This is a genomic window from Spiroplasma monobiae MQ-1 (assembly GCF_002865545.1).
Lineage (GTDB): Bacteria > Bacillota_I > Bacilli_A > Mycoplasmatales > Mycoplasmataceae > Spiroplasma_A > Spiroplasma_A monobiae.
In genome coordinates, this window is sequence record NZ_CP025543.1 from 679695 (window position 1) to 706290 (window position 26596).

Below are 26596 nucleotides of genomic sequence, written 5' to 3' on the forward strand. Positions count from 1 at the left end.
TTGTACAAATTAATTGGTTGTTGTTGTTCTATCTAGTTTTCAAAGATCGTTTACGCTAGTTTTCGTAACTAACGACATATAAAAATATATATGATTTAAAACCAATAAGCAATACTTTTTTTAAATTTTTTTCAAATTATTTAACATTTTTTTAACCAGATTCTAATACTGAAAACTAACGCTCATAATTATGTAAAAACCCTTTAAATAAGGTGTTGTTCATTGACAAGAAAGATAATATCACATTAAAAACTAAATAGTATAAAAAAAACAAAAAAGTTTAAACTTTTTTGTTTTAATCGTCTCAATCGATAGTTGGTGTGAAATTTTCATCATTTTGGTCATTTACTGGGTCGAATATGCTATCAATATCTATTTCCATAGTCTTTGTTTTTTCGCTTTGTAAGCTATTTACAATATTTGATTTACTTACTAGATGATCTGTTTTAGGGGCTTTAGGAGCTAATCTTCTCTCTTGCTTTTTCATAGCTTCTCAAATTCTATCTGAGTCACCCAAAAAGACTTTTCCTTGATAGTTTTCATCCACTTTAGGAGTTTTTCTTTCAATTCGATCTACATATGTTGGTTTAACAACATTTCCTATTGGTTGATCAAATTCGCCCGCTCTTTGAGCAGATCTTCTTGGAACAATAGTTTGTTTATAAGGGTCTTTGGGCTCTCTGATAGGAGGTAATTCATCAAGCTTAGGAATATTGTTAATTGGAGCTACATTAGGCATTACAGGCTCTACAGGCTCATTAAATGAGTTATTTTGATTTTGCTCCTCATTAGCTGATAAAGGCTCAAATTCATCAAAATTAAAATTTTCAGAGGTTTGGGTTTGAGTCTCATCTCCTCAATCAATAACATGTGTTTTTGTTAATTCTTCTTGAGTTTTATCATAACTCAGAGTATCTTCATTCAATTCATCAGAATATGTAAAGTTATTATTATTGATATCATTTTTTAATTGAGCTAATTTATCAGATATATTAAATGTTTCTTCGTTTGGAGTTGAAGTGAATTCTGAGTTGAATTCTGGAATTTCACTTGGATTTTCTCTCAATACCATTGGTTTAAATGGTTCGCTTGGTGGAGAAACAGAAGTATTTTTTCTCTTAACAGCAGTTGATTGAGAAGTTTTTGATAACATAAACATTGGAATTGTTGTTAATACCGCAGTCAACATTCCTATGGAGATTAAAATTAGGTTTAATCTTAAGTTTGATAAATCAATATTTGTTTGAGTATTATCGATTTGCATTAAATTTATTACATATATTATGTTATTGGCAATTAAAAGCAATGTAACAACCGTATATAGAGAAGGTAAAACTTTACCATTTCTTGTTGAAAATGCTGAAACCCCTAAAATTGTTAATAATGGCAGACAAACAAGAGCAATTATTTGCATTATGTTCAAATGTTCAAAATCGTTTTGAAATGGAAGGATTGCAAATGTTGATCCACTAATTAAAAATATTCCCAATAAACTAAGTATTAGCGTTGACAATCAAAGTAAAACGCCAAAAAATATACTTTTTTTCATATATATGCCCCTATCTTGTATAGCCCTAAAAATACATAGATATTTTAGCACCAAAAAAATCCAAAGACAAGTACCTAAAATACAAAAAAATTTAAAAAACACTTTTAAATTGTTTTTTTGTTTTTTTGTTTTGCAATTTGCTTTTCTATAATTTTTTCTATAATTAAAGAATTAAACATAATAATTACCATACTTAAAGCTATTGTAAATGCAGTATCTGTTATTCAATGTGTTCTAGAAACTATTTGTGTGTATTGCATAATGTTCATGTGTAAGAATCAAATTCCAATTAGAGTTCATATTTTTCAATTTATTTTTCTTTTCTTTTTTTCTCCAATAAAAAAGTAGGCAGAATATAGCATTGTAAAGCAAGAAACCATATGTCCTGATGGAAAATCCATATTTCAACGACCTGGATTTCCAGTTCCTAAAGGTTTAAATCAATTTTTAAAATCTCCAAATAGATCATTTATTTGTCACCAACCTAAATATTCAACTCCACTAACAGTTTCTGTTTTAGGGTCCAAAATACCTCATGATTTTATTTTATGACCTTCTTGTATTCAATAAGTTCTTCAAGATTCTTCCATTCTATCAGAATAAAATAATTCATCAAAAATAACACTATAGAAATATGGTCTCCCAAATACAAATTTCATTAAGTAGACGATTAAACTAGAAACTATAAATGCACTAAAAGCTTTAATTGCATCGACTTTATATCCTGCACTCAAAACATCGGGTCTTTTAATAAATTTAAATCTAATGTATCAAAAGGCAATTGCAAATGCAGTTGTTTCAAAAATGAAAATTACTATAAGTATTATTTGTCTTATCGAATATGATTCTAAGAACCAACCACTTATCCCAATACCAAATCCATCATTAATTTTTGTCGTAGTTACTATTCAATATATATTTGCAACAAACCAAAATGTTGCAACAGCACCATAGAAAGTTCATAGTATATAATTTCATAAATCTTTTTCTTTATTTTCTATTTTTTTAACCTCTAAGTATACTGCGATAAATATAAAGATAAATAAATAAGATTGAGTCATGCCCATTTCTTCATAAACCCAAACAACTATCTTTAATCAATAAATATCCATTCCCTTTGCAAACAATACATTTATTTGGTAATCAAAAATACTTGCAACTATGAATGAAATTATTGTGAAAACAAAAAATGATAAAAACAAGATCTTTAATAATTTATAATTTTTATCACTTTTATAAAACATAATTTTTTACCTCTTTACTTTATTGTATAAAAAAAGTATCACTTAAAGTGATACTTTTTACTAATAGTTAATAATCATACCTTGGTATCTTGTCATACTTAATAGCGATTCTCTAATACCTTGTACACCTTCTCCAGAATCCTTGATCCCTAAGAATGGGAAACTATCTGGTCCACGTTGTGGTCTAGAGTTAATATTAACTGTTCCTGTTTTAATTTTTTTAGCTGTTAAGATTGCTTTTGAAATATCTTGGCAAAATACACTAGCTTGTAAACCGAATTGTGATTCGTTTGCGATTTTAATCATTTCATCATATGAATCAATTCTGATTACTGGCAATACTGGTCCAAAAGGTTCTTCTCAAGCAACTTTCATATCCACAGTTACATTATCGATCAATGTTGGTCACATTAAGTTTTTTTCTCTTTTATCTCCAGTAACAATTGTAGCTCCTTTTTCTTTAGCATCATCAATTAAACCTTGGATAAAGTCAGCTGATTTTTCATCTATAACTGGTGTTATAAATGTGTTTTCACTTGGCATACCAACACTTAAGGCTTCTACTTTTGATTTTAAAATTGGAACTAATTTATCTGCAATTTCATTATTAACTAAAACTCTTTTTACAGCAGTACATCTTTGTCCTGAGTAACCATATGCTCCGTTAATTATTTCATCTGCATATTTTTCTAAATTTAAATCATCTAAAACGATAGCCGGGTCTTTTCCACCTAATTCAAGGACTAAATCAGTTGTACTTCCCATTTTTCTAATTTGATTACCTATTCCAACACTTCCTGTAAAAGAAATCATATCAATTTCAGGATTTGAAGTAATAATATCTCCAATTTCTCTTCCTCTACCAGTAACTATATTAAAGATTCCTTTTGGTAATCCCGCTTCAATTACTAGTTTTGACATATATGTTCCAACCAAACTACCCGCAGTTGCTGGTTTAAATACTACAGTATTTCCCATTACTAATGCAGGAATAATTTTAGCTAGAGCTAAGTTAAATGGATAGTTAAATGGTGAAATTGCAAGAACAACCCCTTTTGCAACCCTTGAAAATACTCCAAGTTTATTTTTTGCACCCATTCCTTCTCCAGTTAAAGCTAGAGGTTCCATTCTTTTAGCTTCTTCAAATGTATAGTCGATAATTTCAATTGTTCTAACAACTTCTGCTAATGATTCTTTTAAATTTTTAGCGATTTCTTCAGACATAACTTGTGCTATTTCTTCTTTATTTTTATCAATTAAGTCTCTAAATTTTTTTATTACAGCTATTCTATCTAATAGAGAAACTTCTTCTCATTGTTGTTGACTGCTTCTAGCAACAGCAAAAGCTTTATTTATATCTTCAGCTGACAAAGCACTCACTTTCCCTGCAACTGCTAATGTTGCTGGATTCATAATTTCTAATCATTGACCATTGTCAATTAATTCATTGTTTATTAAGGCATTGTACTGTCTCATTAATTTTTCTTCCCCTTTTTTAATTTTGCGAATAAAAATTGTTCATTAAAATAGATCCTGCAATAGCCACATTTAAACTTTCTAAATCAGGATTTGTTTTAATTTTTATGTTTATATTAAGTTTTTGAGTCACTGCTTTAGAGATACCTTGTCCTTCGTTCCCCAAAATTAAAGCAACTTGCTCTCCTTTAACTTCATCCACAGATGAACTTTCAGATCTTAAAATAGTACCCACAATTATTATATTCCTTTGTTTTAACTTGTCTATAAAAAAAGTTAAATCTTCATTTTTCAAACATAAATCAAAATGATTAGATTGAGTTGCTCTTAGAACTTTTGGATTATAAAAACTTACACTATCTTTTGAACAAATAACATTTTTAAAACCAAATGCATAGGCACTTCTAATTAAAGTACCTAAATTACCTGGATCTTGTATTCCATCAAGAATTAAATAATTAGAATCTATATATTCTTTATTTTCAATTATTTTACAAACAGCAAAAATTCCTTGATTTGTTTTTAAATCACTAATTTTTTTTGAAACATTATCTGATATTTCAACAACATTAGGGAGGTGTTTATATTTATCAAACAGTCTTTCCTCTACCAAAATCATTTCTACAACTTCCTTTTGAATAGCTAATTCGACCATCTTCAAACCTTCAATAATGTATTTATTCTTTTCTTTTTGTACTTTAGTTTCTTTAAAAGAAAGAACTTCTTCAATTAAATTATTATTAACAGATGTAATTTTCATTTTATTCAGTAAAAGCAAATCCAATTTCATATAGTTTATTTTCAGGATTTGCATAGTCCTTTCCTTTGTAATTTGGGTCTTTTACCGGATAACCAAAAACCAATGAGGCTCTACGAGGTGGTTCAAGCAGTTTTGCTTGAATTGTAGACATAGCAGAAATTGGTTCCCCAGTTTTTCTCTTCATTTTATTTTCTTCCATTAAATCTTCGATATCTTTAACTTTAGCTTGTTTAACTAGAATTCAAATTTTATTTTCTCTGTATCACTTAACTATTTTTTTATATTCACTATAAGTGAATTGTGTTGGTGTATCACTTGCATAAAATCTATTTTTTTGTTTACTTCAACCAGTAACAAAATCTCTTCAAATAATACTTCCAGTTTTACCCTTAGTCATCATTGTTATCGTTTGATTAATTACTTGGTCAAAATCGTGATAACCATATCCAGTAAATGAATTTCCAGATCATAGGTTTACATAACTATTTTTTTTAGGATCTCAAATTTCTTCAAAGCAAGAAGCAGCAACTCAATATCTTTTATCAGATGAATTTCTGTAAATTTCAAATCCGTATTTATTATTTTTAATTACAACTTCTTTTTGTGTCACTTTAACAACTTTACTTCTAAATGTTTCGAGTATTTTTTTAACCTCTTTTTCAGTAAGTTTTAACCTTACTTCTCCTCGAGTATTTTTTATTATTTCCTTTGTTCTGCTCATTTCTTCTAAAGCTCTGTATTTTCTGTTTGCAAATGCATTAAAAATATTTAATTCAGAAGTAGGATCAGGCATTACGATTTCACTTGTAAATAATTCTTCATTGGTTTTTTCTTCAAGTGTTTTTGTAGTTTCGTTAATTCCTTTTATTTTTGCAATAACGTTTGATGCATTTTTTTTGCTATCTTCTAGCCCATCAATTAAAACGCTTGAATTGTCTTCTTTTTGAGAATTTTTTGAACTATCATTGACTCCAATGCTTGACTCAAAATAAAAATCAGAATCATCAAAAGAACTCCCATTATTGTAATCCGATGTTCTTTCTAATGAAGGCATTTTTGGATCTCTTGGGTTTGACGGTTTATATTCATATATACTTTTTAAATCTTTTTTTGTTGCCATACCCAAAACCCTTTCGCACTATTTTTTAAGATTAGTATCCAGAATCTTGTCTGCTGAAGTTAATCTCATTTTTCTTGTTGTATACTTCTAAAATTTCATCATTTGTTATATCTAAAATATAAGTAATTGATAAAAATTCTTCCAATAAATAATCATAAGATTGGGCATCTAGTTTTTCTTCAAAAATCAATGCTTTTCTATAAACATTAATACTTCATTGATCAATGTTATCTGCTGTTTTAATTTTATTATTAAATTGAGAAAAGTCAAAATCTATATTTGTACCCAAACTAATAATAAAGTGTAAACAATCTATTAATTCTTCAAGAATTACAGTTCTTTCGCTTGGACCCTTATTTGATCAATATTTGAAAGATCTATATTCATTTATAAATTCTGAAACCTCAACAAGAAATGCTATTATTTTTTTCTTTTGAATTTCTTCATTAACTACAATGTTTTTTGTTTCAATAATATAGTTATCTAATATTATTTGTTTATCTTTAAGATAAATTAAGTGTTCATTTGTCAACATTTTAATCACTCCTATAACCTAATTTTAGTTTAAAAAAATGATAGTTTCCTATCATTTTTTTATTTTTCTAGAATCCAGGTTTTTTCAATAACTTAAACATGTTTGTTTTATAAACTTCAACCCCAGGTTGATTAAATGGATTAATTTCTAATAAATATCCACTCATAGCACATGATTTCATAAATCAGTAAGCTGCATAGCCAAACATTTCACCATCCATTTTGTCAAATTCCAACACTATGTTGGGAACCTCTCCGGTATTTGCGTGCGCATCAACAACACCTTCAAGAGCAACTTTATTAATTTCATGGAAAGTTTTTGAAGTTAGGTAGTTTAAACCATCTAAATCTTCAGTGTTTTTTGGAACATTTAAATCCATTGTAGGATTTTTAACATCAATTATTGTTTCAAATAAAACATTTTTAGTTCCTTCTTGAATGAATTGCCCTAAAGAGTGTAAATCTGTTGAGAATACACAACTTGTTGGGAATAATCCCTTTCCATCTTTACCCTCCGATTCTCCAAACAATTGTTTTCATCATTCCGTAAATGTTTGCATTTGTAATTCATATCCTACCAATGTTTCTGCCTTGTACCCTCTTTCTGTATGTAATATATGTCTTGCAACAGCATATTTGTAAGCTTCATTATCAATGTTTTTTGTATCTTCCATTGCTTTTTTTGCTCCTGAAAAAATTGCATCGACATCAACTCCAGCTACTAATAACGGAAAAATACCTACAGGTGTGAATACAGAAAACCTTCCTCCAATATCATCTGGAATCGTAAATGTCTCATAACCTTCTGCTGTTGCTAATTGTTTTAGAGCACCCTTTTCTTTATCTGTTACTGCAACAATTCTTTCTCTAGCAATTTCTTTTCCTTTTAAATCAATTAAAAGTTTTTCAAAAACCCTAAATGCTATTCCAGGCTCTGTAGTTGTCCCTGATTTAGAAACATTAACTATTCCAAACTCCTTATCTTTAACATAATTTAAAACTTGTTTAGTATATGTTGAAGAAATTGTGTTTCCAATATAGATTAATTCTACTTTATCATTTGGATATAGCCCTCTAATCATTTCATCAGCAGCTCTTGCTCCTAAGTAACTCCCACCAATACCAACAACTAATAAAATATTAATTTTTGATCTTAATTCTTCAGCCACTTTTTTCATATCACTTAATTCATTTTTGTCGAAATCAACTGGTCAATTTACTCAACCCAGGAAATCACTACCTTCTCCTGTTTTGTTTTCAATCATGTCATGTACTTCTTTCACTCTTGCTAGGTTGAAATCTTTGATTTCTTTTTCAATATTTGAATTTTTAAAACTTGTTTTTATCATTTTTTTATACCTCTTTTGTTACTATTTTGATTCTACGCTAGTTTTTAAATTATCAAAACCGCTTTTTGTTTCTTTTATTTTAGTTTCTGGCGGTTTTAATTGTTCTGGTCTAATAGCTTTAAAACTAAGTTTAACTTGGTTTTTTTCTTTTAAAAGCTCTATAACTTCAACTTCATACTCATCATCTAATTTTAGAAAGTCATCTACACTTTTAACAAAGTAGTCTGATATTTCTGAAACATGAATTAACCCTTTGATTATTTCGCCTTGTTCTTGAACTTCACAAAAAGCACCATAGTTAACAATAGCAGTAATTTTTGCTTTAACTTTTTGTCCTTTTTCTAACATCCTATTGCTCTCCTTACAAATTAATTATAAACTTAATTTGTATTAGTAATAACTAATTTGAAAAAAATTTTTAAAAAGTAGGTGTAATTTTGGAAAAAAATATTTTAGAAGAAAAAGTAAGGGCAACTCTTGATCAATTGAGAATGTATATTACTCAAGATGGTGGAGATATGGAATTTGTCGCAATAAGGGATAGATTAGTTTACATAAGGCTCAAGGGAAATTGTGTTGGATGCGGACTTACTGAACTTACTTTTAAAGAAGGTGTTGAAGGTGTTCTTATTGAAGAATATCCTTACGACATTGATGGCGTAGAACTTGTTATGTAATTTAAGATACTAGGAGACTTATATATGTTTTTATCAGATACCACTGACATTATTAATACTGTTCTTAGTGCAGTTTCAACAATTACAGTATTTACAGCTTCACTTTTAATACCTTTTTTAGTAAAAAAGTATAACGATAAAAAGCAAAAAGGTGATGCTGCGGAAAATTCATTATTAGATGCATTTGATAAATATTTCTCAGATGACTATCCAAAGAATGATTTTGAATGATATTTAGCAGAAATTAGAGCCGTTATTAAGAAATACGAAATTAAAATTATAACTTGTACAAATTGTAAGAAAAAATGTTCTTCAAGCAATTATATGGAATGATTCACAACAGTTGATAAAGTGATTCCAGAAGTCAACAACTTTAGTTTTAAAGTTGGTAAGGTTGGTTTTTCACTAAGTTTAAACTGTCTATACTGTTATAAATGTTCAACTAAAAAAGTAACAAAAAAAGCAATTACTTAATTGCTTTTTTATTTGTTTTATCCATTATTTACTTATTTTTAGTTTAATCTAATAATTAGTTTTTAATATAAAAAACAGATCTTAAAGATCTGTTTTAAGTTTTTAATATAAATATAAAAGTACTATTTTATATGTTTGATAGTCCAATTTGTTTTAAAGCACTTGAAAGGATTGGAATGGCTTGTCCAGTATAGAAATTCATTCTGTCAGAAGTTCCTTGTCTAGCGGCAAGATCAATAAATTCAGCACCTTTTAATAGCAATTTTTTAGCATTTACAATTTCAGGTGTGTGTTCAACATAATTTAAAAAATCATAAGCTTGACTAACTGCTGGATAAGCAAGTTGTATAAACTTTAATTTTGATGAAACATTTGTTGTTGTTACAGAGTTTGATAAAGAACCAATTGCATAACTGGTAAAATCTTGTGCTTGCTTTTTATTTTGCTCGTTATAATTTACTCCAATATTTCATATTGCACTTGAAAGACTTCTAACGGCTTGTCCAGTATAGAAATTCATTCTGTCAGAAGTTCCTTGTCTAGCGGCAAGATCAATAAATTCAGCACCTTCTAATAGCAATTTTTTAGCATTTACAATTTCAGGTGTGTGTTCAACATAATTTAAAAAATTATAAGCTTGACTAACTGCTGGATAAGCAAGTTTTATAAAAGTTAATTTTGATGAAACATTTGTTGAAGTTATAGAATTTGATAAAGAATTAATTGCATACTCAATAAAATCTAGTGCTTGCTTTTTATTTTCATCTCTATAATTTTCACTTGATAAAACATTATTTTCATTTGTCTCTAAAATTGGCATCACTGCTGATGTTCCAAAAGTTAAAGACCCCATTAAACAAAGTAATTTTATCATTTAAGTTTTTCCTCTCTTTTAGCAACCCATACACTAATGTTGAATTAACATTATTGCTATACTAATAATTATATTTTATATTTATGGATTTAGCAATTTTATAAAACGTTTGAGACACTTTAAAAACCTCATTTTATGCCCCAATTAAAAAAAATTCAAAATAATATAAATGATTGATTTAATTGAATAAAAACACCAAAAAATGGTGTTTTTAAATATAGTTTAAAAGTTTAACATTAGCGATTATCGATAATAAAAAAGTACTTTTTGAAGCAATTATAATATCTTGTTCTCTTTTAAAACTTTGGAGCAATGCTTTTTTATCCAACAGATCCTTCCATATCCATTTTAATAAGTTGATTTAATTCAACTGCATATTCTAAAGGAAGTTCTTTTGTAAAGGGTTCTAGGAATCCCATAACTATAATTTCTAAAGCTTCTTGTTCATCTAAGCCCCTACTCATTAAGTAAAATAATTGTTCTTCACTAACTTTCGAAACTGTAGCTTCATGTTCTATTTGTGATTGATTGTTATGAACTTTATTTTGAGGAATTGTATCTGAATGTGATTGGTTATCCAAAATTAAAGTGTCACACTCAACTCTCGCTTTTGAATTTATTGCATTAGGTCCAATATATGCTAGCCCTCTATAGTTAGCAGTACCACCTTGGAACGTAATTGATTTAGAAACAATTTTTGATTTTGTTTCTTTTCCTAAGTGAATCATTTTACTTCCAGCATCTTGATAAACACCTTTTTTAGCAACAGCAATGGAAATAGTATCTCCTTGAGCTCTATCTCCTTTTAGGATACATGATGGATACTTCATATTTACTTTTGAACCAATGTTTCCATCAATTCATTCCATTCTTCCATCTTCTTCAACAATACTTCTTTTTGTAACTAAGTTTAAAACATTATCACTTCAGTTTTGAACGGTAGTATATCTAACACTCGCTCTCTTACCAACATAAATTTCAACAATAGCTGCATGTAAATTATTTTCAGAGTAAATTGGAGCTGTACAACCTTCAATATAATGTAGTTCGGCATCATCTTCAACGATAATTAGTGTTCTTTCAAATTGCCCTGAAGCTTGATAATTGATTCTGAAATATGCTTGTAAAGGTTTTTCTAATTTAACTCCGCTAGGAACATAAATAAAAGTACCTCCAGATCAAACAGCACCGTTTAATGACGCATATTTATTGTCATCATTTTTTACTAATTGACCAAAATGCTTTTTGAATAACTCTGGATATTTTCTTAAGGCGGTGTCACAATCTGTGAAAATTACCCCTTGCTTTGTTAACTCATCGTTCATTCTTTCATAAACAGGACGAGCATCTCATTGTGCATTAATACCTGCTAAAAAGTTTTTTTCAGCTTCAGGAATACCTAATCTATCAAAAGTTCTTTTAATTTCTTCTGGAATTTCATCTCATGTTTTAACAGTTTTACCAGCACCCTCAGTGTAGTAATAATAATCATTGAAATCTATTCAATTTAAGTCTGGACCAAATGATGGTTGAGGCTTTTGATCAAAAATTTTCAAACTTTCTAATCTATAATTCAACATTCATTCAGGCTCTTCTTTATATTTTGAAATCTCTCTAACAACTTCTTCATTCAAACCTTTTTGAACTTTATATGTAGAAACCTCTCCCTCATTAAAACCATATTTGTAGTCAGATATTTGTTTGATTTCTTCTTCTTGTTTTAATTTTTTCATCTTCTACACCTCCTTATTTAATATAGACTTAAATCCATCAGCGCCAAGTAGTGCGCAATTTATTCTATTTCCTTGTTTGTTTATTTCTCAAAAAGCAATTAGTTCATCGAGAATTGATTCATCATATTCATTTCCGGCAATCATATTGTAATAATTGACGAGTTGTTCTTTTGCTTCTTCTACATTTAACTGTTTTAATTTTGAACATAAAATATCTGTTGAGGCAGTTGATATTGCACAAGCATTTCCATCAAATCTCGCTTCAATAATTTTTTCATTTTCGATTAATAGTTGAACATTTATTTCATCACTACAAGTTGGAGAATCTTGAAATTTAATAATCGCTTTATCATTTTCAATTAAACCTTTGTAATCTGGTTCTGTATAATGTTCCATTATAATTTGTCTTAATTGTATTTTGTCATCTTTATCAAACACTATATAAACCTCCTTATATTATTTCGTTAATTCAACTGTCACAATCTTTTAAAGCTTCTATAAATTTATCAATGTCTTCTTTTGTGTTATATATTGAAAAACTTGCCCTTATTGTTGAACTGATTTTAAATAAATCCGTTGCAAGTCTTGCACAATGTTTTCCAACCCTAACTGAAATATTGTATTTTTTATTTAAAAATGCTCCAAAATCTTGTGAATTTACATTTTTTAAATTAAATAAAACTATGGGTTGATCATTTTCAATATTATAAAATTCAAATTTACTTTCTTCTATTTCATTTAATTTACTTCTAAAGTATTTTTTTAATTCCTTTTCATAAGTGATTAAATTTTGCATTTTAAATTCATTAATAATATCCAAACAAACATTAAAAGCATATATAGCAGATAAATTTAAGGTTCCTGCTTCAAACTTATCTGGTATTGGAGCTAACTTGTAGTTTTCTACATTAATACTTGTGTTATTTCCACCACCATAAAATATTGGTTTTAATCATTTTAGTATTTCTTTTTTTGCTCACATTACCCCAAGACCAAACGGCCCATATAATTTATGAGTTGAAAAGGCAATACAATCAACATCTAAATCAATCACATTTATTTCATTGTGTGCAATTGATTGCGCTAGATCTAGAATTACAATAATATCTTTATTAATTGTTTTTATATCCTTAACAATTTGTTTAACATCATTTAACCCTGCTGTTGTGTTTGAATTCATAGCAAATGAAACAACTTTAGTTTTTTCATTTACCTTATATTTTAATTTTGAAAGGTCAATCAAAAAGTTCTCATCCAAATCTAAATAATCAATTTTTAGTTCCTCTTCTTCGCTTAAAACCATTCACGGCAATAAATTTGATGAATGCTCCATTTTAGTCAATAAAATCTCATCACCTTTTTTTAAATAACTTCTCATACCAAAAGCTAATTGATTTAAAGAATGTGTTGTTCCACTTGTAAAAATTATTTCTTCTGGGTTGTTTGCACCAATAAAATCAGCTACTTTTTTTCTTGTTTCTAATAACATTTGATTTGCTTTATAAGCATTATCAAACAAATTATTATGTGTGTTTGCACCAATTTCTAAATCATACTTACTTTGAGCTTCAATAACTTTATCTAATTTAATTGATGTTGCTGCTGAGTCAAAATAAATTTCTTTGGTATTATTTTTAAAATATGAAAAGTTATCTTTAAAATTCATTTAAATCATTTCCTTTAATTTTTCTTTTAAGTGGTTTAATAATTCTTCATCACCAATTTCTTGAAATACTGGTTCAAAATAACCATTTATAATTAATTCTTGAGCTTGTGTTTTATTTAAACCCCTCGATAATAAGTAGAATACTTGATCTGGGTCAAGCATACCAATCGCATTAGCATGACTTGCTACAATATCATTTTCATCAATTAACAATACCGGATCAGAATCTGCTTTTGCTTCTTTATCTAAAACTAAAAGTCTAAGTTCTTGATGTGCTTCCGCTTGATTTGAACCCTTTTTAATATCACTTATACATCTTATAAAACCTTTTGAAGTATCTTTTAAAACTTCATAAGTTTTAATGTTTGAATAAGAATTTCTTGCATTATGAACAGATTTTATAACCGAGTTCTTTTTAATATCTTTATTAATAATTGTTGAATTATAAAATTCAACAGCTGTATTTTCCTCATTTAAATTTATTGTAAAATTATCATCACAATTATAATTTGCTATATTTGAAATTTTTAAATCTAACTTTGAGTTTTTCATTAAATTAAAAGTTATATTAAATTCTTTTTTTGAATTTTCTTTTGAAGGCAGAAACAAAATCACTACTTTCATTTCAACATCTTGTTCAATGTTTAAATCAACCGATCCAAACTTGTTTTCTAATAGGATTATTTTGTTTTCACTTTCGCTAAATGTGAAGTTTGAAGGCAAGTTATCTCTAAAATCTATATATGATTCGTTTAACTTAATGTTAATCATTATTTAGCCATTTCCTTTACTCATGCATAACCTTCTGTATTTATTCTTTCAACTATTTCATTTCCACCACTTGTTATGATTTTTCCATCAATAATAACATGAGCGTGAGTTGGTAGTACTTTTTTAAAGAATCTATCATAGTGAGAAACAATAACCATTGCATTTGTTGATAAGTCAACATCATTTAAGTTTTTTGAAACAACCTCTAATGCATCAACATCCAATCCTGAGTCGATTTCATCAATTAAACTAAAGATTGGATTTAGCATTTTTAATTGAAGAATTTCATTTTTTTTCTTTTCTCCACCACTAAAGCCATCATTCACAAATCTTTTTAGCATGTTTAAATCAAAGTCCAATTCATTTGCACCTTGTTTAATATCTTTAAAAATTTCTTGTAATTTCTTTTTTTCATCACTGTGAGCATTTACTATGTATTTTAAAAACTCTAAGTTTGAAACTCCCGGAATTGTTTGTGGATTTTGCATTGCTAAAAACAATCCCACCTTACTTCTTTCATCGACACTTAATTCAATTATTGATTCACCATCAACTAAAATATCTCCTGATGTTATTTCGTATTTTGGGTGACCCATAATAGCCATCAACAAAGTTGATTTACCATTACCATTTGGACCCATAAGAGCATGAATTTCTCCTGAATTAACAGTTAAATTTACTCCTTTTAAAATTTCTTTATCTTCTATACTTACATATAGATCTTTAATTTCTAATTTATGCATTTTTAAAAAGCTCCTTGCATTATTATTATAGATTTTTATCTTTCAAAATAAAACATATTTTTAATGTATCTTATATCTAATAAAATTATTATTTTATTTATAATTTAAATTTTAATTTAATGTCTTTTTGACTTATTTTTCATTATAATTATTTTGAAATATAAACCAAGGAGTGAATGGTGTGAAAAAATTATTAACACTATTAGGAAGTGTTAGTTTAATGACAACAACAGCACAAATGGCTGTTGCTTGTAGTCCGAACTACGATCAAAAAGATAAAGACGGAAACTCAATTCTTATTCAATTTTTACAATCAATAGATGGTAAAGCGCAAATCAGTTCAACTGATGTTTTATGAAAATTAATTAATACAAATGGTCCAAAAAATAGAGAAAAACTTACTTTAGACCTATTAAAAATGATAAATCTTTCTATACTGTCAAATGCAAAAGACTTAAATGATGATAGCATTTATGCTAATTATAATTTACAAAACACTTTAAATGAGAGATGAACTTCTTTAAATGCAGCTGTAGATAGACAGATTTCAACAGAAAAAGATAAATACAAAAAAGACTATGGTAAAAAATGAGAAAAAGAATGAAATAAAATGCTTGTTAACAGATACAGCGTTTATCAAGATGATGTTAAATCAATGGATCAAGAATTCTTAGAAAATAAATATAAATCAGATATTTTATTGTCAGATACAAATAATAATGCTTCAAAAGCATTATTAGATGTTTTACTTAACACTGATCAAATGGGTGTAACTTGAATAAGTTCAATCGATGTAATCAGAAAATATAACGCATTAGAAAGAATTGTTAATACAAACAAAGAAAATGATGCAAATATTGCAAATTATTTAAAAGCAGATTTAAATCAAATTGCACAAATTGAAAATTCAACAACCAATGAAGCTAACAAATGAAAACCAACAACTTTAACTTTACAAAATACAGATAAAGAGTTGGCAGATGCAGCAAGAAATGCTATAGCAAATGTCAAAGTATCAGATATAAAACACGATACACCAGTTAGTGTAAATGAATTTACTGTAAGTGATACAAATGGTTCGAGAGCTGGATTTTTAAGTAACTCTCAAAGATTTTTCTTAGATAAGTTTTATACAACTCAAGCCCCACTTGCAATAAGTGAAGTGGTAATACCCTTCTCTGCAAACGGTTCATTTGATAATGGAGTAATTGCTCAAGATTTCCATTCAGATGATGGTCTTGATCAAGTAAATAACCAAAAATTAATGCAACAAATATTGGGTGAAAATAGCGTAGCAGATTGAAATCGTTGGGTTGTTTCTAAATCAACAGATTATGAAAAAGCTACAATTAAAAATTATGATAAACTTATGACTTTAAGTAATTCTACAGATTTTACACAAGATATGCGTTCTGTAGTTTATGACTTTGTTTTAAATGATAAAGAAAATAATACTAACGGTTCAAAAATAGATACAGGAACTACTTTTGATGACTTAGTTAAAGATTTATCAAGAACATCTGGAAAAGATAATCACTTTTATAAATATGATGATTTAGGAAGAGTTTACTATATAGATTCAACAGGTATGCATATTGTTCAGATTGATGGTTATAAATTTTTAGTTGATTCAAAAACATCTGAAAAAAAAGGTACTAAACAAAACGGTTTATCAGAAGATGGTAAACAAATTAATTCCGATACTTTGGCTGAATTAAATGAATTTAAAAAATTTAATAGTTTAGATAATAATGAAAAAGTTATTACAATGAAAAACACTGAGAGTAATGCTTATAAAAAATTAAATTCAGCTGTAACAAATCCATATTTACATTATTTAGTTAATAATTCAATGTTAAAAGGTCTTGAAGGTACTTATTCAAGTTTTGATATAATGTCAGAGGTTAAAACATGATCTCAAGTAAGTTCATCTGATTCATCTACATTTTATTGAACAACATGTGTTTTTGATTATTTTAGAACAATTTCAAATGAAAAAAGTCAAGAAAAATTCATACAACAATATATTTCATTTGAAACAAGTGATGAAAACACTGAAAACAGCAATCAAGTTATTCAGAACACAGAAAAGTGATTTTTTGAAGCAGTTAGCACAAAACAAAGTTCAATTGCAAATAAACCTGGACAACTATTTAAAACAGAAGATAAAAAATGAACAGATGAAATTAACTCAAAAACATCAGCGAGTGGTTATCCAAAATTAACTTTGATAAACAAAAACATTGGTAAAATTACAAATGTTGCAGGTTCAACATTTTGAGCACCAACAGATAACGGTTCAAATAACAGTGCTTTTGTAATCGAGTCAGATACTTCTTACTCTTTAAACTATTCAATAATAATTGAAGCAATTGAGAACTCATATAGAGAATCAAAAAATGGAGGTGCTAAATAATGAAAAGATTATTAGGTGTGCTTAGTGCTCTTTCATTAACTGTTTCTGCTCCATCTCTTGTTGTAGCTTGTGGAACAAATACAAGAATAACTAATCCAAAGTTAAACCAAGAATTAGCTAAGCAACTTTTAGTTTCTATTTCAGGAAACAAAGAACTTGCAAATATAGACTTTGGTTCTATGTTTACTGATGCAGAAATTGAATCAGTAATTGTAAACATGGTAAATGAATTGCTTTCATTGCAATATAGTTTTGATTCTACAAATTCAATTTATGATCAATTGGGTTTTAAAGATAAATACACTAGCAATAATAACGATGGTATTGAAATTGCCTTTAAAAACAAATATAACCTGGAATCAAGAACAATAGCCGAAAATAAACTATTTGAAGATTACACAAAATCATTTGATAGCACACTTCTTGATTATTGAAGTGTAGATAACAATTACAACTTAAACATTCAAAGAGAAGTTGTTGTAAATGATTCTAATGGAGTTCCCATTACGGTTTCTTCTGCAAATAAATATATTTATTTAAACTCTGATGCAGAAGCCAATTCAGCTTGAAGATTTACAAATGAGATGGGTTCTCCTGAAGGTTCATCAAATGATGACAATTTACCAACAATTGAACAGTTAACTCAAGAATTTAAAAACAATACTAATTCACCTTTTTATGTAAAGGATGAAGAAGGAGTAGTAAAAAATATTTCTTCAAAAACAGCTCTTTATTTAAGATTCCAAGATTATTTTGAATCAAAACTTATGGAAGATATAAATGAAAATTTATTAACAAATGCTTATTTAAAATCAACAATGTTCAATGTTAAACAATTTACAAATGATCAAGGAGAATTAGAGAAAGCACCTTTCATAAATCCTTCTTCAGCAATGTTTTCAAGAACTCAAAACTTAAATGAAACTTCAATTAACGAGTATTGAAAAACAAATGTAAAAATGGTTTGAACAATGAGATTTGATGTTACAGATAAATCAAACATTACAAATATAAATAACGTAATTAATAATTCACCAATAATAAACAGTGCTTCTGGAGCATTAGATCAAAGTAAAAATCTTAGTGATATATATGATTTATTTAGCTCAGTTAGTGAAACAATTAGACCAATTGAAGATCAAAAAAGTGGATACGATTCATACTTTGGTTTAAGTGGCTACCAAGGTTTAACGCTATATAATGGTGAAAACTCAATCGGAGAAAGCCCGATATCAGGGAAGTCTTATGAGTCTGCTGTAAAAAATTGAAATAATACAGCAGGAGTTCTAAAACAAAACTCAGAAACTTTCTTATTTAATGATAGTGAAAACGGCAATTATGCTGACTTAGTATTGATTTTACCAATATATATGATTGAATTACTTGGTGGTTCAACTGAGTCGGACCATTATTCAATAAAAGGTAAAGAAGTTTCATCAAATTCATTTGCTGAAAAGCAAGAAGAAAGCAAAATAAAATTCAGTAGTACTTCAAATGATTTAAATCAATACAAAAATAGGTGAAATAACAATAATAATAAAAAATTACATTCAAAAGATGTTGCTGCTTTAGCAACAGATGATGTAAAACAAGAAGCTTTACTAAATCAAATAATGTATGCATTATCAAAAGATAGTTCATCTAGTGATTTAGCTAAAACAATAATCTACACAAAGTATTTAGATGCAGATCAAGTTTATTATGCTGGATTATGAGATACAATTGGTACTTACATAAAAAGTGAAGATGATAAAGACGATTAAAAATTAAAATAAACCCATAAAAGGGTTTATTTTTTTATAGAATATTAATGAAAAGAGGTTTTAATATGGATTGTATATTTTGTAAAATAATTAATAAAGAAATGGATGCAAAAGTAATTTATGAAAATGAATATACATTAGCGTTTTTAGATATATTCCCCAACAGTAATGGACACTCACTTGTGATACCTAAAAAGCATTTTGAAAATTTTGAAGAAACAGATGATTTTTATTTACAAGAAGTTGTTAAAACTAAGAAAATAGTTTCAAAAATATTAAAAGATAAATTAAATCCAAAGGGAATGAATTATGTTTCAAATCAAGGATCAGAGGCATTTCAAATGGTATTTCACTATCATGAACACATAATTCCAAAGTATATAAAAGATGAGGGATATGCTTTTAAAATTAATGCACAAAACTTATCATCTATTGATGAAGTATTTGAAAAACTAAAATAAAAAGGAGTCTAATTAGACTCTTTTTTATCATAGTGATTTAAATAACTTCTTCCCTCTTCAGAAAGAATTCTTCCGGTTCAAGCACCTTTTTCAACCTTTGCAAGTTCATCGTTAATTTTGTAAATTCTTGCATCCATTGCATCTAAAGAAGATATTATTACACCTTCTATTAAATTTGGTTCTACTGGTGATCCATATTCGTTTTTACCATGACTCGATAATATAACGTGTTGTAATTTCAATACTTCTCTACTGTCTTTATAACCTAGTTCAATGGCTTTGTTGGAAACGAAAGTATTCCCTATAGAAATATGACCCAGCAATCTTCCTTCATCAGTATATTCAGAAGCATTTTTACCATCCATTTCAATTACTTTTCCAATATCATGAAGTATTGCCCCACAATAAACTAATTCTCAGTCAATTTCGGCATATTTATATACATCTTTAATGGCTTTTGCCCCCATTAAAAGAGAGTAACTATGTCAGAAAAGCCCACCAATAACATTATGGTGAATACTTACAGCTGCAGGATAAGTTTTAAATTCAACTTCATATTGTTTTATTATTGATAAAGTTAATGTTCTGTAAATATCATTTTTTATACTTTCAATGAAATCTATTAATTTTTCATAGTTGTTATCAACATTTATAGGTGCACTAATGCTAAACATCTCTTCTTTAATATCGTGTTTTGCAAAGTCTTCTTCTTTAATTATTTCATAAGAGTTAACTTTTAATTGTAACTGTTGTCTGTAAACATTTGTTGCAGCTTCAATTTTAACAATTTCTCCATTTTTTAATTCTTCTGAATCTTTATCTGTTGAATTTCAAAGTCTAGCTTCTATTCTCCCAGACATATCAACTAAGTTTAAGATCAAATAGTTCGATCCATTATTTCCTGTTGATAATATAGTTTTTTCTATTCTAGCTATTAAAGTTACTAGTTTACTGTCAGCATTAATTTGATTAATCATATTTGCACTCCTCAAAGATAACTTAATTTTAACAAAAAAAACACTATTAATTAGTGCTTATTTCTTATTATATTAAAAATCCTGGATTTTTTAATATACTTATAAATTCTTTTCCAAAAACAATTGCATCTTCTGGTTCTAAAACATTTTGATTAAATGCAAAATTTACTTTTACAAAATTAGATAAATTACCATCTTCTTTAAATGAATTTGCAATTGATGAAATGTAAATTGAAATTAGTGACTCTTTTGATAATCCGAAACTTGCATTATCAATTCCAAAGTTTGAAAGATCATAAATTGCAACCTTAACTTCTTCATTATTTTTAGATTCATTTTTTTCAATTTCTTTAGAAATATTTAAGATACTTGAATCTTCTTGCACTTTAACAACGGTGTCTTTAAATTCAACACCATTAGTTTTAATCAATCTAACTAATGAATTATTTGAATCTAATTCATTAAATTTAGATAAAGTCTTTTTAAGAGCTTTTACATAAAAAGCATTTAGCTCCAAATCTGCTCCTTGTTCTTGCAAGGGTTCAATCATTAAAGTTTGTAAACTTATTAAAGCAGTAATGTCCAACTTAAATGAGAAGTGGCCAACATTTGTTTTATCTACAACAACTGTTTTTTCAGTTATACTTCCCCCATTTTTATTTTGGTTTAGAGGCATCGCTGACACTTCTTTTATTTTTTCATCTAGTTTTTTTATTTTTTCCTCCACTTTAGCCAATAATGAACTAATAGTTTTTGAGCTTTCTTCTTTAGTATTAGAAATGAAACTAGACACTTTCTCACTAACCTCTTTAAATTTATCTTCAAATTGGTTCATATCCACTTCTTGAGTAGATTTTTTTAATTTATCTCCGAATTGGTTAATTTTTGAATCAATATCTTTTATTTTAAACTCAAGTTCTTCTTCTTGTTCTTTTATTGTATGAATTTGATTCTCCAATTCCTCAATTTTTTCTTCATGAAATTCATACAAGTAATCAAATTTTGGTCCTTCATGGTTGAATCCTTCTTTATCGGCTTCAACTCTTTTCTCCAACTCTTCTTTTTCCTTATTAATTTCAGCTCTTAAGTTTTCAATAACTTCTTTATTTTCTTCTATTTTCAGATCTTCTTGTTCTTTATTTTCAGTTTCTAAAACTCCACTTTCAACAGCTCTTCCTTCTGATTCGGGTGTAAATTTAGATAAAAACTTGTGTTTTGATAATTTTTCTAAAACTTGAGTTTCAGAAACTTTTGGGTCATGATTTAAAAATATTTCTTTATCTTTTTCATCTTCAAAAACTAAAGCATGATTAATTGCCAACTCCTCTGTTATTGAGTCAGAGACGGTTATTGGTTTGATATCTAATTTAGCTAGTGTATTTTCACTTTTAGTAAATACGGGCGCTTCAAATTTATCAGAATCATTATTACTTTCATTTATGAAATCCTCAACAATTTCGTCAATCGCATTTTTTTCGCTAACTTCTTTTGCATCTTTGATGTTCAAAAAATCCAAACTTGAAATTTCTTCTGTTAATGATTCAGAAACCTCAATATATTTTCTATCATCTTTTTTTGCTTCAAATTTTTCTTCAATAGAATTTATTTTAAAGTCCTCGTTTATTTGATCAAAAGATTTTGTTACACCAACTTCTTCATAATCACCACTTTTTAGGTATTCTAAACTAGAAATTTCTTCTGTTAATGATTCATCTGTTTTAATTGTTTCATTATATTGTTGTTTTTTTTCTTCGCTAGGTTCATTTATTAACTTCTCTAGATAACCAAATTCATTTAATCCATCTTTTAAAGTATCATTAATATTCGATGGCTTTTTTAATAGGCTATTTATTTCTTTTTCTGAAAATATATCAAAAACAGTATCACCATGTGAAACTATTAACGATTCAATTACATAAATATTTCTAATAACACCTTCAATAGTAGATACTATTTCAAATTTTTCTAATTGTGTTGAAATTAAAGCAAGAACTTCATCTTTTTTAACTGGTTGTCCTTCTTTTACTAAAACCTTTTCAACAATACCCTTATATTTTTTGGCGTTTTTAAACTTGATTTTTTCCATAAATAGCCCTTTCAGTTAAAGTGTTGCCCAAACACTATACTTTTTTATTTTACACTACTTTATAGGAGTATTTAAAAAATTTTACATAGCATCTAACATTAGTTTAGTTGATTCGGATATGTCCAATAGTTTTTTAAATACTTTTTGAAACATATCTGCCCTATTAAAGTGTTCCATCCTTAAACCTTTACATTGAGAAATTAATACTAAAATCATTTTTGATAAATCCATCATTTCAGATTTAGTATTCAAAAATATAGGACCTAAATTTCTATATAAAAGCATTGCATTTGATATTAAATATATAAATAGATTTGTGTGTTGACCCAATGGTTTTTCAATAGCAAAATATATCATGGTTATAAGTAAATCTTCTAATAAAGCTTCAATTGTTGCTTCTTCAATAAGACTTTCTTCAAAAAATTCTATCATTTTTATAGTTTTGGCAGTTCCGTCTTTAAGATTATCAAAAGCATCAATGTATTCTTTTGTTTCATCCAACAATATATATATTTCCATGTAATCTTCGGGTTTAAAAGCTCATTTATGTAATTGCCCTTCTCTATAGTTCTCTTTTGATTCTATAATTTTCAATCTTATAAGATTTCAAACTATTAAAAAACTAATTAGTTTTTTCCCGTAAATTTCTTCAGAGTCATCAAGAAGATATTCATCATTTGCAATAAGTTCAAATACCTCATCTTCTGAAAATTCAACATCATTGTAATAAGAAAGGTTTGTAACAATTTTAGAACCTATAGTAGCTCACACTTTTTTCTTCTTGTACATAAAAGTACCTCCATTTATAGTGATTTTATAATCTAAATTGAGTAAAGTTTTTTTATAGTGTCTAAAGAATTTTTGTAAATATATTCATTTTTCTCTTTCTTTGATTCAAATTTTATATTTAAATCAATTTTTATTAATCCCATATTCGATTTCATAGGTTTTAGTTTTTTGTGTTTAGGATTTGTTATGTAGCCAATTAAGCTCCCGATAACAGTTTCTTGGGGTAATGGTTTATATTTTTGCTTATTAATTACACTTAAAATACCCATTGCAGCCACCAAACCAGATGCAAAAGATTCAATATACCCTTCAACTCCAGTAATTTGACCTGCAAAAAAAATATTTTTCTTTCTCATCATTTGCAATTTATTATTAAGTATTTTCGGAGAGTTTATAAAGTTATTTTTGTGCATAACTCCAAATCTTCTGAAAACTGCATTTTCAAGACCTGGTAATGTTGAAAATATTTCCTTTTGTTCTTTTCAAGTTAAATTTGTTTGAAAACCTACAATATTATAAAGATTATCAATTGCATCATCCCTTCTTAATTGAACAACTGAATATGGTTCTATTCCTTCTTCGTTTGTTAAACCATTTGGAGACATTGCCGATCTTAAAAGTATCTTTTTAGATGTCTTTGCAAGTTGTTCTATTGGTTGGCAACCTTTGAAAAAGATTTCTTGTTCAAAGTCCTTTAATTTAACTTGTTCTGCATTAATCAATCTATTATGAAAATCATTGAATTGTGTTTCGTTTAGAGGAATACAAATATAACTATTATCATTTTGATGTCTTGATTTATAATATACTTTTGAAAAATCAATTGAGCTCTTTTCTAAAATAGGTGCAGATGCATCTAAATAAAATAATTTTTGCTTACCTAGAATTTGTTCTAATTTGATTTTAAATTCTTCAGAACAAAGCGGTCCTGTTGCAATCAAAACTAATTCATCAGTTTCCAAATCTAGAAACTCTTCTTCAAAAATTTTAATATTTTTATGTTCTCTGATTCTCTTATCGACTAATTTTGAGAATTGTTCTCTGTCAACTGCAAGAGCATCATCAGAAGGTATTTGTGTCTTATAAGCACATTCTAAAATAAAAGAACCCAATAATTCAAGCTCTTTTTTTAATATACCAACTGCATTTTGTGTAGATACACTTCTGAAAGTGTTTGAGCAAACCAATTCAGCAAATGTTTCTAAAGTTTGAATTTCATTTTTATGAATTTTTTTCTTTTCATATAAATGAACTTCAACACCATTTTCTGCAAGCTGTCAAGCAGCTTCACAACCAGCAAGTCCAGCACCAATAATTGTAACTTTCATTTTAATTCTCCAAAAGTTTGTCTATTTTTTCACTATTAACCGGCTCATCTCAACTAGAATTATCCCTAACGCAAGTTCCAACATGAATATCCTTTGAAATTTGATTTAATTCTAAGAAGTTTTCTTGATTTACTCCTCCACCAATTAAAATTTTAGTATTTAAATTTAGTGAAACTAGATTTTTAATAACTTCTTTTCCTTTTAAAATATCTTTCCCACCGCTAGTTAAAACATTTGTTATACCTAATTCATTTAGAACTTTATAAGATAATTCAAAATCTTCAACCTCATCAAAAGCTTTGTGGAATGTTATTTCTAAATTCTTCTTAATTTTTATTACTTCTTTTAAAAATTCCACATCAATAGTTAGATCTTTATTTAAAGACCCTATGACAATTCCGTTTGCTTTTGTTTTTGAAATAAATTCAACTTGCTCTAGCATTTCATTCTTTTCTTTTTTGTTATAAAAGAAGTCTTTATATGTATTTCTAACCATTATGTTTAATGGCAATTTTGAGATTTCACAAGCCCTTATTATATCTTCCTTTTCAGGAGTCAGTCCCCCAACTGTTAATTCTTTGCAAAATTCTATTCTATTTGCCTTTGAATTATTAATTATTTCTATATCTCTTACATCTTTGGCGATGACTTCTAATAACATATTATAAATATTCCTCTAGTTCTCTAATTTTGTCTAATTTTTCTCAACTAAATTCCTTTTTACCAAAGTGTCCATACTTACTTGTTCTAAAATAAACAGGTTCTTTTAATTCTAATTTATTTATAATTGAACTTACTTTAAAATCAAAATTTTCTTTTAAAGCTTTATACATAACATCCATTGAAACTTTGTTTGTTCCAAATGTTTCAATAAAAACAGAAACTGGCTCTGATTTTCCAATTGCATAACTTACTTGAATTTCTACTTTATCAGCTAATTTTGCAGCAACCATATTTTTAGCTGCATATCTACACATGTAAGCAGCACTTCTGTCCACTTTACTTGGATCTTTTCCAGAAAAAGCTCCACCACCATGGCGTGAGTAACCTCCATATGTATCAACTATTATTTTTCTTCCTGTAAGTCCTGTATCACCTTTTGGTCCACCTATAACAAATCTTCCTGTGGGATTAATAAGAACATTAAAATCTGTATTCAAATTATATCTTTTTGCAATAACATCCATAATATTTGTTTTTACAAACTTTTCAAATTCTTCTTTATTATATTCTGCATCATGTTGAATAGACATTAGGATGGTTTCAATTCTTGGGTTATTTTCATTTGTATAATCCATAGTTACTTGAGATTTCATATCGGGTTGTGCTCATTTAAAAGCGTTTGCTTTTCTTAATTTAGAAGCTATATGCACTAAATCATGAGCGACTTGAATTGAATAAGGCATATAAGTTGTTGTTTCATTATTCGCATAACCAAACATGATACCTTGATCTCCAGCACCCATTTCTTCTTGGTCGACACCCATTGCAATATCAGGCGATTGAGTATTTATTTTTACTACAATTTCACAATTATTTGGATCAATTCCTGTTTTTGCATCGTTATATCCAACTTTTTCTAAAACTCATTTTGCAATACCTGCATAATCAACTTTTGCTTTTGTAGTTATTTCTCCACCAACCAATAAATAGTCTTCTGTAACAAATGTTTCACAGGCTACTTTTGAATTTGGATCTTGCTTTAAACACTCATCTAAAATAGCATCACTAATTTGATCACAAATTTTATCTGGGTGCCCCTCTGAAACTGATTCGCTAGTAAATAATCTTCTCATAATATTTTTC

Annotated in this window: 25 protein-coding genes; 5 read left to right on the forward strand and 20 right to left on the reverse strand. The window is 27.7% G+C overall.

Annotation, left to right across the window (positions count from 1 at the left end):
- Window positions 1-295: 295 nt before the first annotated feature.
- The 8 genes from SMONO_RS03190 to SMONO_RS03225 form a co-directional block, all read right to left on the reverse strand.
- Window positions 296-1549 (reverse strand): APC family permease, encoded by a 1254-nt coding sequence (locus SMONO_RS03190; protein ID WP_101780908.1) that lies wholly within the window; start codon window positions 1547-1549, stop codon window positions 296-298.
- 104 nt (window positions 1550-1653) lie between these two features.
- Window positions 1654-2793 carry a phosphatase PAP2 family protein gene (locus tag SMONO_RS04300; RefSeq protein WP_169918214.1) on the reverse strand — a complete coding sequence of 380 codons (1140 nt, stop codon included), beginning with the start codon at window positions 2791-2793 and terminating at the stop codon, window positions 1654-1656.
- A 60-nt stretch (window positions 2794-2853) separates the two neighbouring features.
- Window positions 2854-4269, reverse strand: a complete 1416-nt coding sequence (locus SMONO_RS03200) for an NADP-dependent glyceraldehyde-3-phosphate dehydrogenase (protein WP_101780909.1) — start codon at window positions 4267-4269, stop codon at window positions 2854-2856.
- Between the two features lie 19 nt (window positions 4270-4288).
- On the reverse strand, window positions 4289-5059 hold the full coding sequence (locus tag SMONO_RS03205; RefSeq protein ID WP_158637908.1) for a TrmH family RNA methyltransferase: 771 nt from the start codon (window positions 5057-5059) through the stop codon (window positions 4289-4291).
- Entirely contained in the window at window positions 5031-6149 is a 1119-nt protein-coding gene (locus SMONO_RS03210) for a hypothetical protein (protein WP_101780911.1), read from the reverse strand. The genes SMONO_RS03205 and SMONO_RS03210 overlap by 29 nt, the downstream gene beginning before the upstream one ends.
- Before the next feature lie 31 nt (window positions 6150-6180).
- The gene (locus tag SMONO_RS03215; protein WP_101780912.1) at window positions 6181-6684 is read right to left on the reverse strand and encodes a dUTP diphosphatase; all 504 of its coding nucleotides are present in this window, start codon (window positions 6682-6684) and stop codon (window positions 6181-6183) included.
- A 67-nt stretch (window positions 6685-6751) separates the two neighbouring features.
- On the reverse strand, window positions 6752-8032 hold the full coding sequence (locus SMONO_RS03220; protein WP_101780913.1) for a glucose-6-phosphate isomerase: 1281 nt from the start codon (window positions 8030-8032) through the stop codon (window positions 6752-6754).
- Between the two features lie 21 nt (window positions 8033-8053).
- Window positions 8054-8380, reverse strand: coding sequence for a S1 RNA-binding domain-containing protein (locus tag SMONO_RS03225; RefSeq protein WP_101780914.1), 327 nt, complete (start codon window positions 8378-8380; stop codon window positions 8054-8056).
- Window positions 8381-8469: 89 nt separating this feature from the next.
- Between SMONO_RS03225 and SMONO_RS03230 the strand changes: the two genes are divergently transcribed.
- A complete protein-coding gene (locus SMONO_RS03230) occupies window positions 8470-8709 on the forward strand; it encodes a NifU family protein (RefSeq protein ID WP_245857234.1) in 240 nt (79 codons plus the stop codon).
- Between the two features lie 24 nt (window positions 8710-8733).
- Window positions 8734-9183, forward strand: a complete 450-nt coding sequence (locus SMONO_RS03235; protein ID WP_101780915.1) for a hypothetical protein — start codon at window positions 8734-8736, stop codon at window positions 9181-9183.
- Between the two features lie 127 nt (window positions 9184-9310).
- Here SMONO_RS03235 and SMONO_RS03240 read toward each other — a convergent pair whose 3' ends face one another.
- The 6 genes from SMONO_RS03240 to sufC form a co-directional block, all read right to left on the reverse strand.
- Window positions 9311-10057, reverse strand: a complete 747-nt coding sequence (locus SMONO_RS03240) for a hypothetical protein (protein WP_101780916.1) — start codon at window positions 10055-10057, stop codon at window positions 9311-9313.
- 320 nt (window positions 10058-10377) lie between these two features.
- A complete protein-coding gene (sufB, locus tag SMONO_RS03245) occupies window positions 10378-11790 on the reverse strand; it encodes a Fe-S cluster assembly protein SufB (RefSeq protein ID WP_101780917.1) in 1413 nt (470 codons plus the stop codon).
- A gap of 3 nt (window positions 11791-11793) precedes the next feature.
- Window positions 11794-12228: an iron-sulfur cluster assembly scaffold protein gene (locus SMONO_RS03250; protein WP_211277580.1), complete on the reverse strand. Its 435-nt coding sequence runs from the start codon at window positions 12226-12228 to the stop codon at window positions 11794-11796.
- 13 nt (window positions 12229-12241) lie between these two features.
- On the reverse strand, window positions 12242-13456 hold the full coding sequence (locus SMONO_RS03255) for an aminotransferase class V-fold PLP-dependent enzyme (RefSeq protein ID WP_101780918.1): 1215 nt from the start codon (window positions 13454-13456) through the stop codon (window positions 12242-12244).
- Window positions 13457-14227: a SufD family Fe-S cluster assembly protein gene (locus tag SMONO_RS03260; RefSeq protein ID WP_101780919.1), complete on the reverse strand. Its 771-nt coding sequence runs from the start codon at window positions 14225-14227 to the stop codon at window positions 13457-13459. It lies immediately after the preceding gene.
- Window positions 14227-14970, reverse strand: a complete 744-nt coding sequence (gene sufC / locus SMONO_RS03265; RefSeq protein WP_101780920.1) for a Fe-S cluster assembly ATPase SufC — start codon at window positions 14968-14970, stop codon at window positions 14227-14229. The genes SMONO_RS03260 and sufC overlap by 1 nt, the downstream gene beginning before the upstream one ends.
- A 181-nt stretch (window positions 14971-15151) precedes the next feature.
- Between sufC and SMONO_RS03270 the strand changes: the two genes are divergently transcribed.
- From SMONO_RS03270 to SMONO_RS03280, 3 genes are all read left to right on the forward strand, one after another.
- Complete coding sequence (locus tag SMONO_RS03270) at window positions 15152-17386, forward strand: lipoprotein (RefSeq protein ID WP_101780921.1); 2235 nt, start codon at window positions 15152-15154, stop codon at window positions 17384-17386.
- Window positions 17386-19149 carry a hypothetical protein gene (locus SMONO_RS03275; RefSeq protein WP_101780922.1) on the forward strand — a complete coding sequence of 588 codons (1764 nt, stop codon included), beginning with the start codon at window positions 17386-17388 and terminating at the stop codon, window positions 19147-19149. Before SMONO_RS03270 ends, SMONO_RS03275 begins: the two co-directional genes overlap by 1 nt.
- A 65-nt stretch (window positions 19150-19214) precedes the next feature.
- Window positions 19215-19610, forward strand: coding sequence for an HIT family protein (locus SMONO_RS03280; RefSeq protein ID WP_101780923.1), 396 nt, complete (start codon window positions 19215-19217; stop codon window positions 19608-19610).
- An 8-nt stretch (window positions 19611-19618) separates the two neighbouring features.
- On the opposite strand, the gene SMONO_RS03285 is transcribed toward SMONO_RS03280, so the two are convergent.
- The 6 genes from SMONO_RS03285 to metK form a co-directional block, all read right to left on the reverse strand.
- Window positions 19619-20587, reverse strand: a complete 969-nt coding sequence (locus SMONO_RS03285) for a 3'-5' exoribonuclease YhaM family protein (protein WP_101780924.1) — start codon at window positions 20585-20587, stop codon at window positions 19619-19621.
- Between the two features lie 67 nt (window positions 20588-20654).
- The gene (locus tag SMONO_RS03290; protein WP_101780925.1) at window positions 20655-22673 is read right to left on the reverse strand and encodes a biotin/lipoyl-containing protein; all 2019 of its coding nucleotides are present in this window, start codon (window positions 22671-22673) and stop codon (window positions 20655-20657) included.
- A gap of 81 nt (window positions 22674-22754) precedes the next feature.
- Entirely contained in the window at window positions 22755-23462 is a 708-nt protein-coding gene (locus SMONO_RS03295) for a hypothetical protein (RefSeq protein ID WP_101780926.1), read from the reverse strand.
- Window positions 23463-23494: 32 nt separating this feature from the next.
- Window positions 23495-24796 carry a methylenetetrahydrofolate--tRNA-(uracil(54)-C(5))-methyltransferase (FADH(2)-oxidizing) TrmFO gene (gene trmFO / locus SMONO_RS03300; protein ID WP_101780927.1) on the reverse strand — a complete coding sequence of 434 codons (1302 nt, stop codon included), beginning with the start codon at window positions 24794-24796 and terminating at the stop codon, window positions 23495-23497.
- The gene (locus tag SMONO_RS03305) at window positions 24792-25451 is read right to left on the reverse strand and encodes a copper homeostasis protein CutC (RefSeq protein ID WP_101780928.1); all 660 of its coding nucleotides are present in this window, start codon (window positions 25449-25451) and stop codon (window positions 24792-24794) included. The genes trmFO and SMONO_RS03305 overlap by 5 nt, the downstream gene beginning before the upstream one ends.
- 1 nt (window position 25452) lies before the next feature.
- Window positions 25453-26586, reverse strand: coding sequence for a methionine adenosyltransferase (gene metK / locus SMONO_RS03310; RefSeq protein ID WP_101780929.1), 1134 nt, complete (start codon window positions 26584-26586; stop codon window positions 25453-25455).
- Between the last annotated feature and the right edge of the window lie 10 nt (window positions 26587-26596).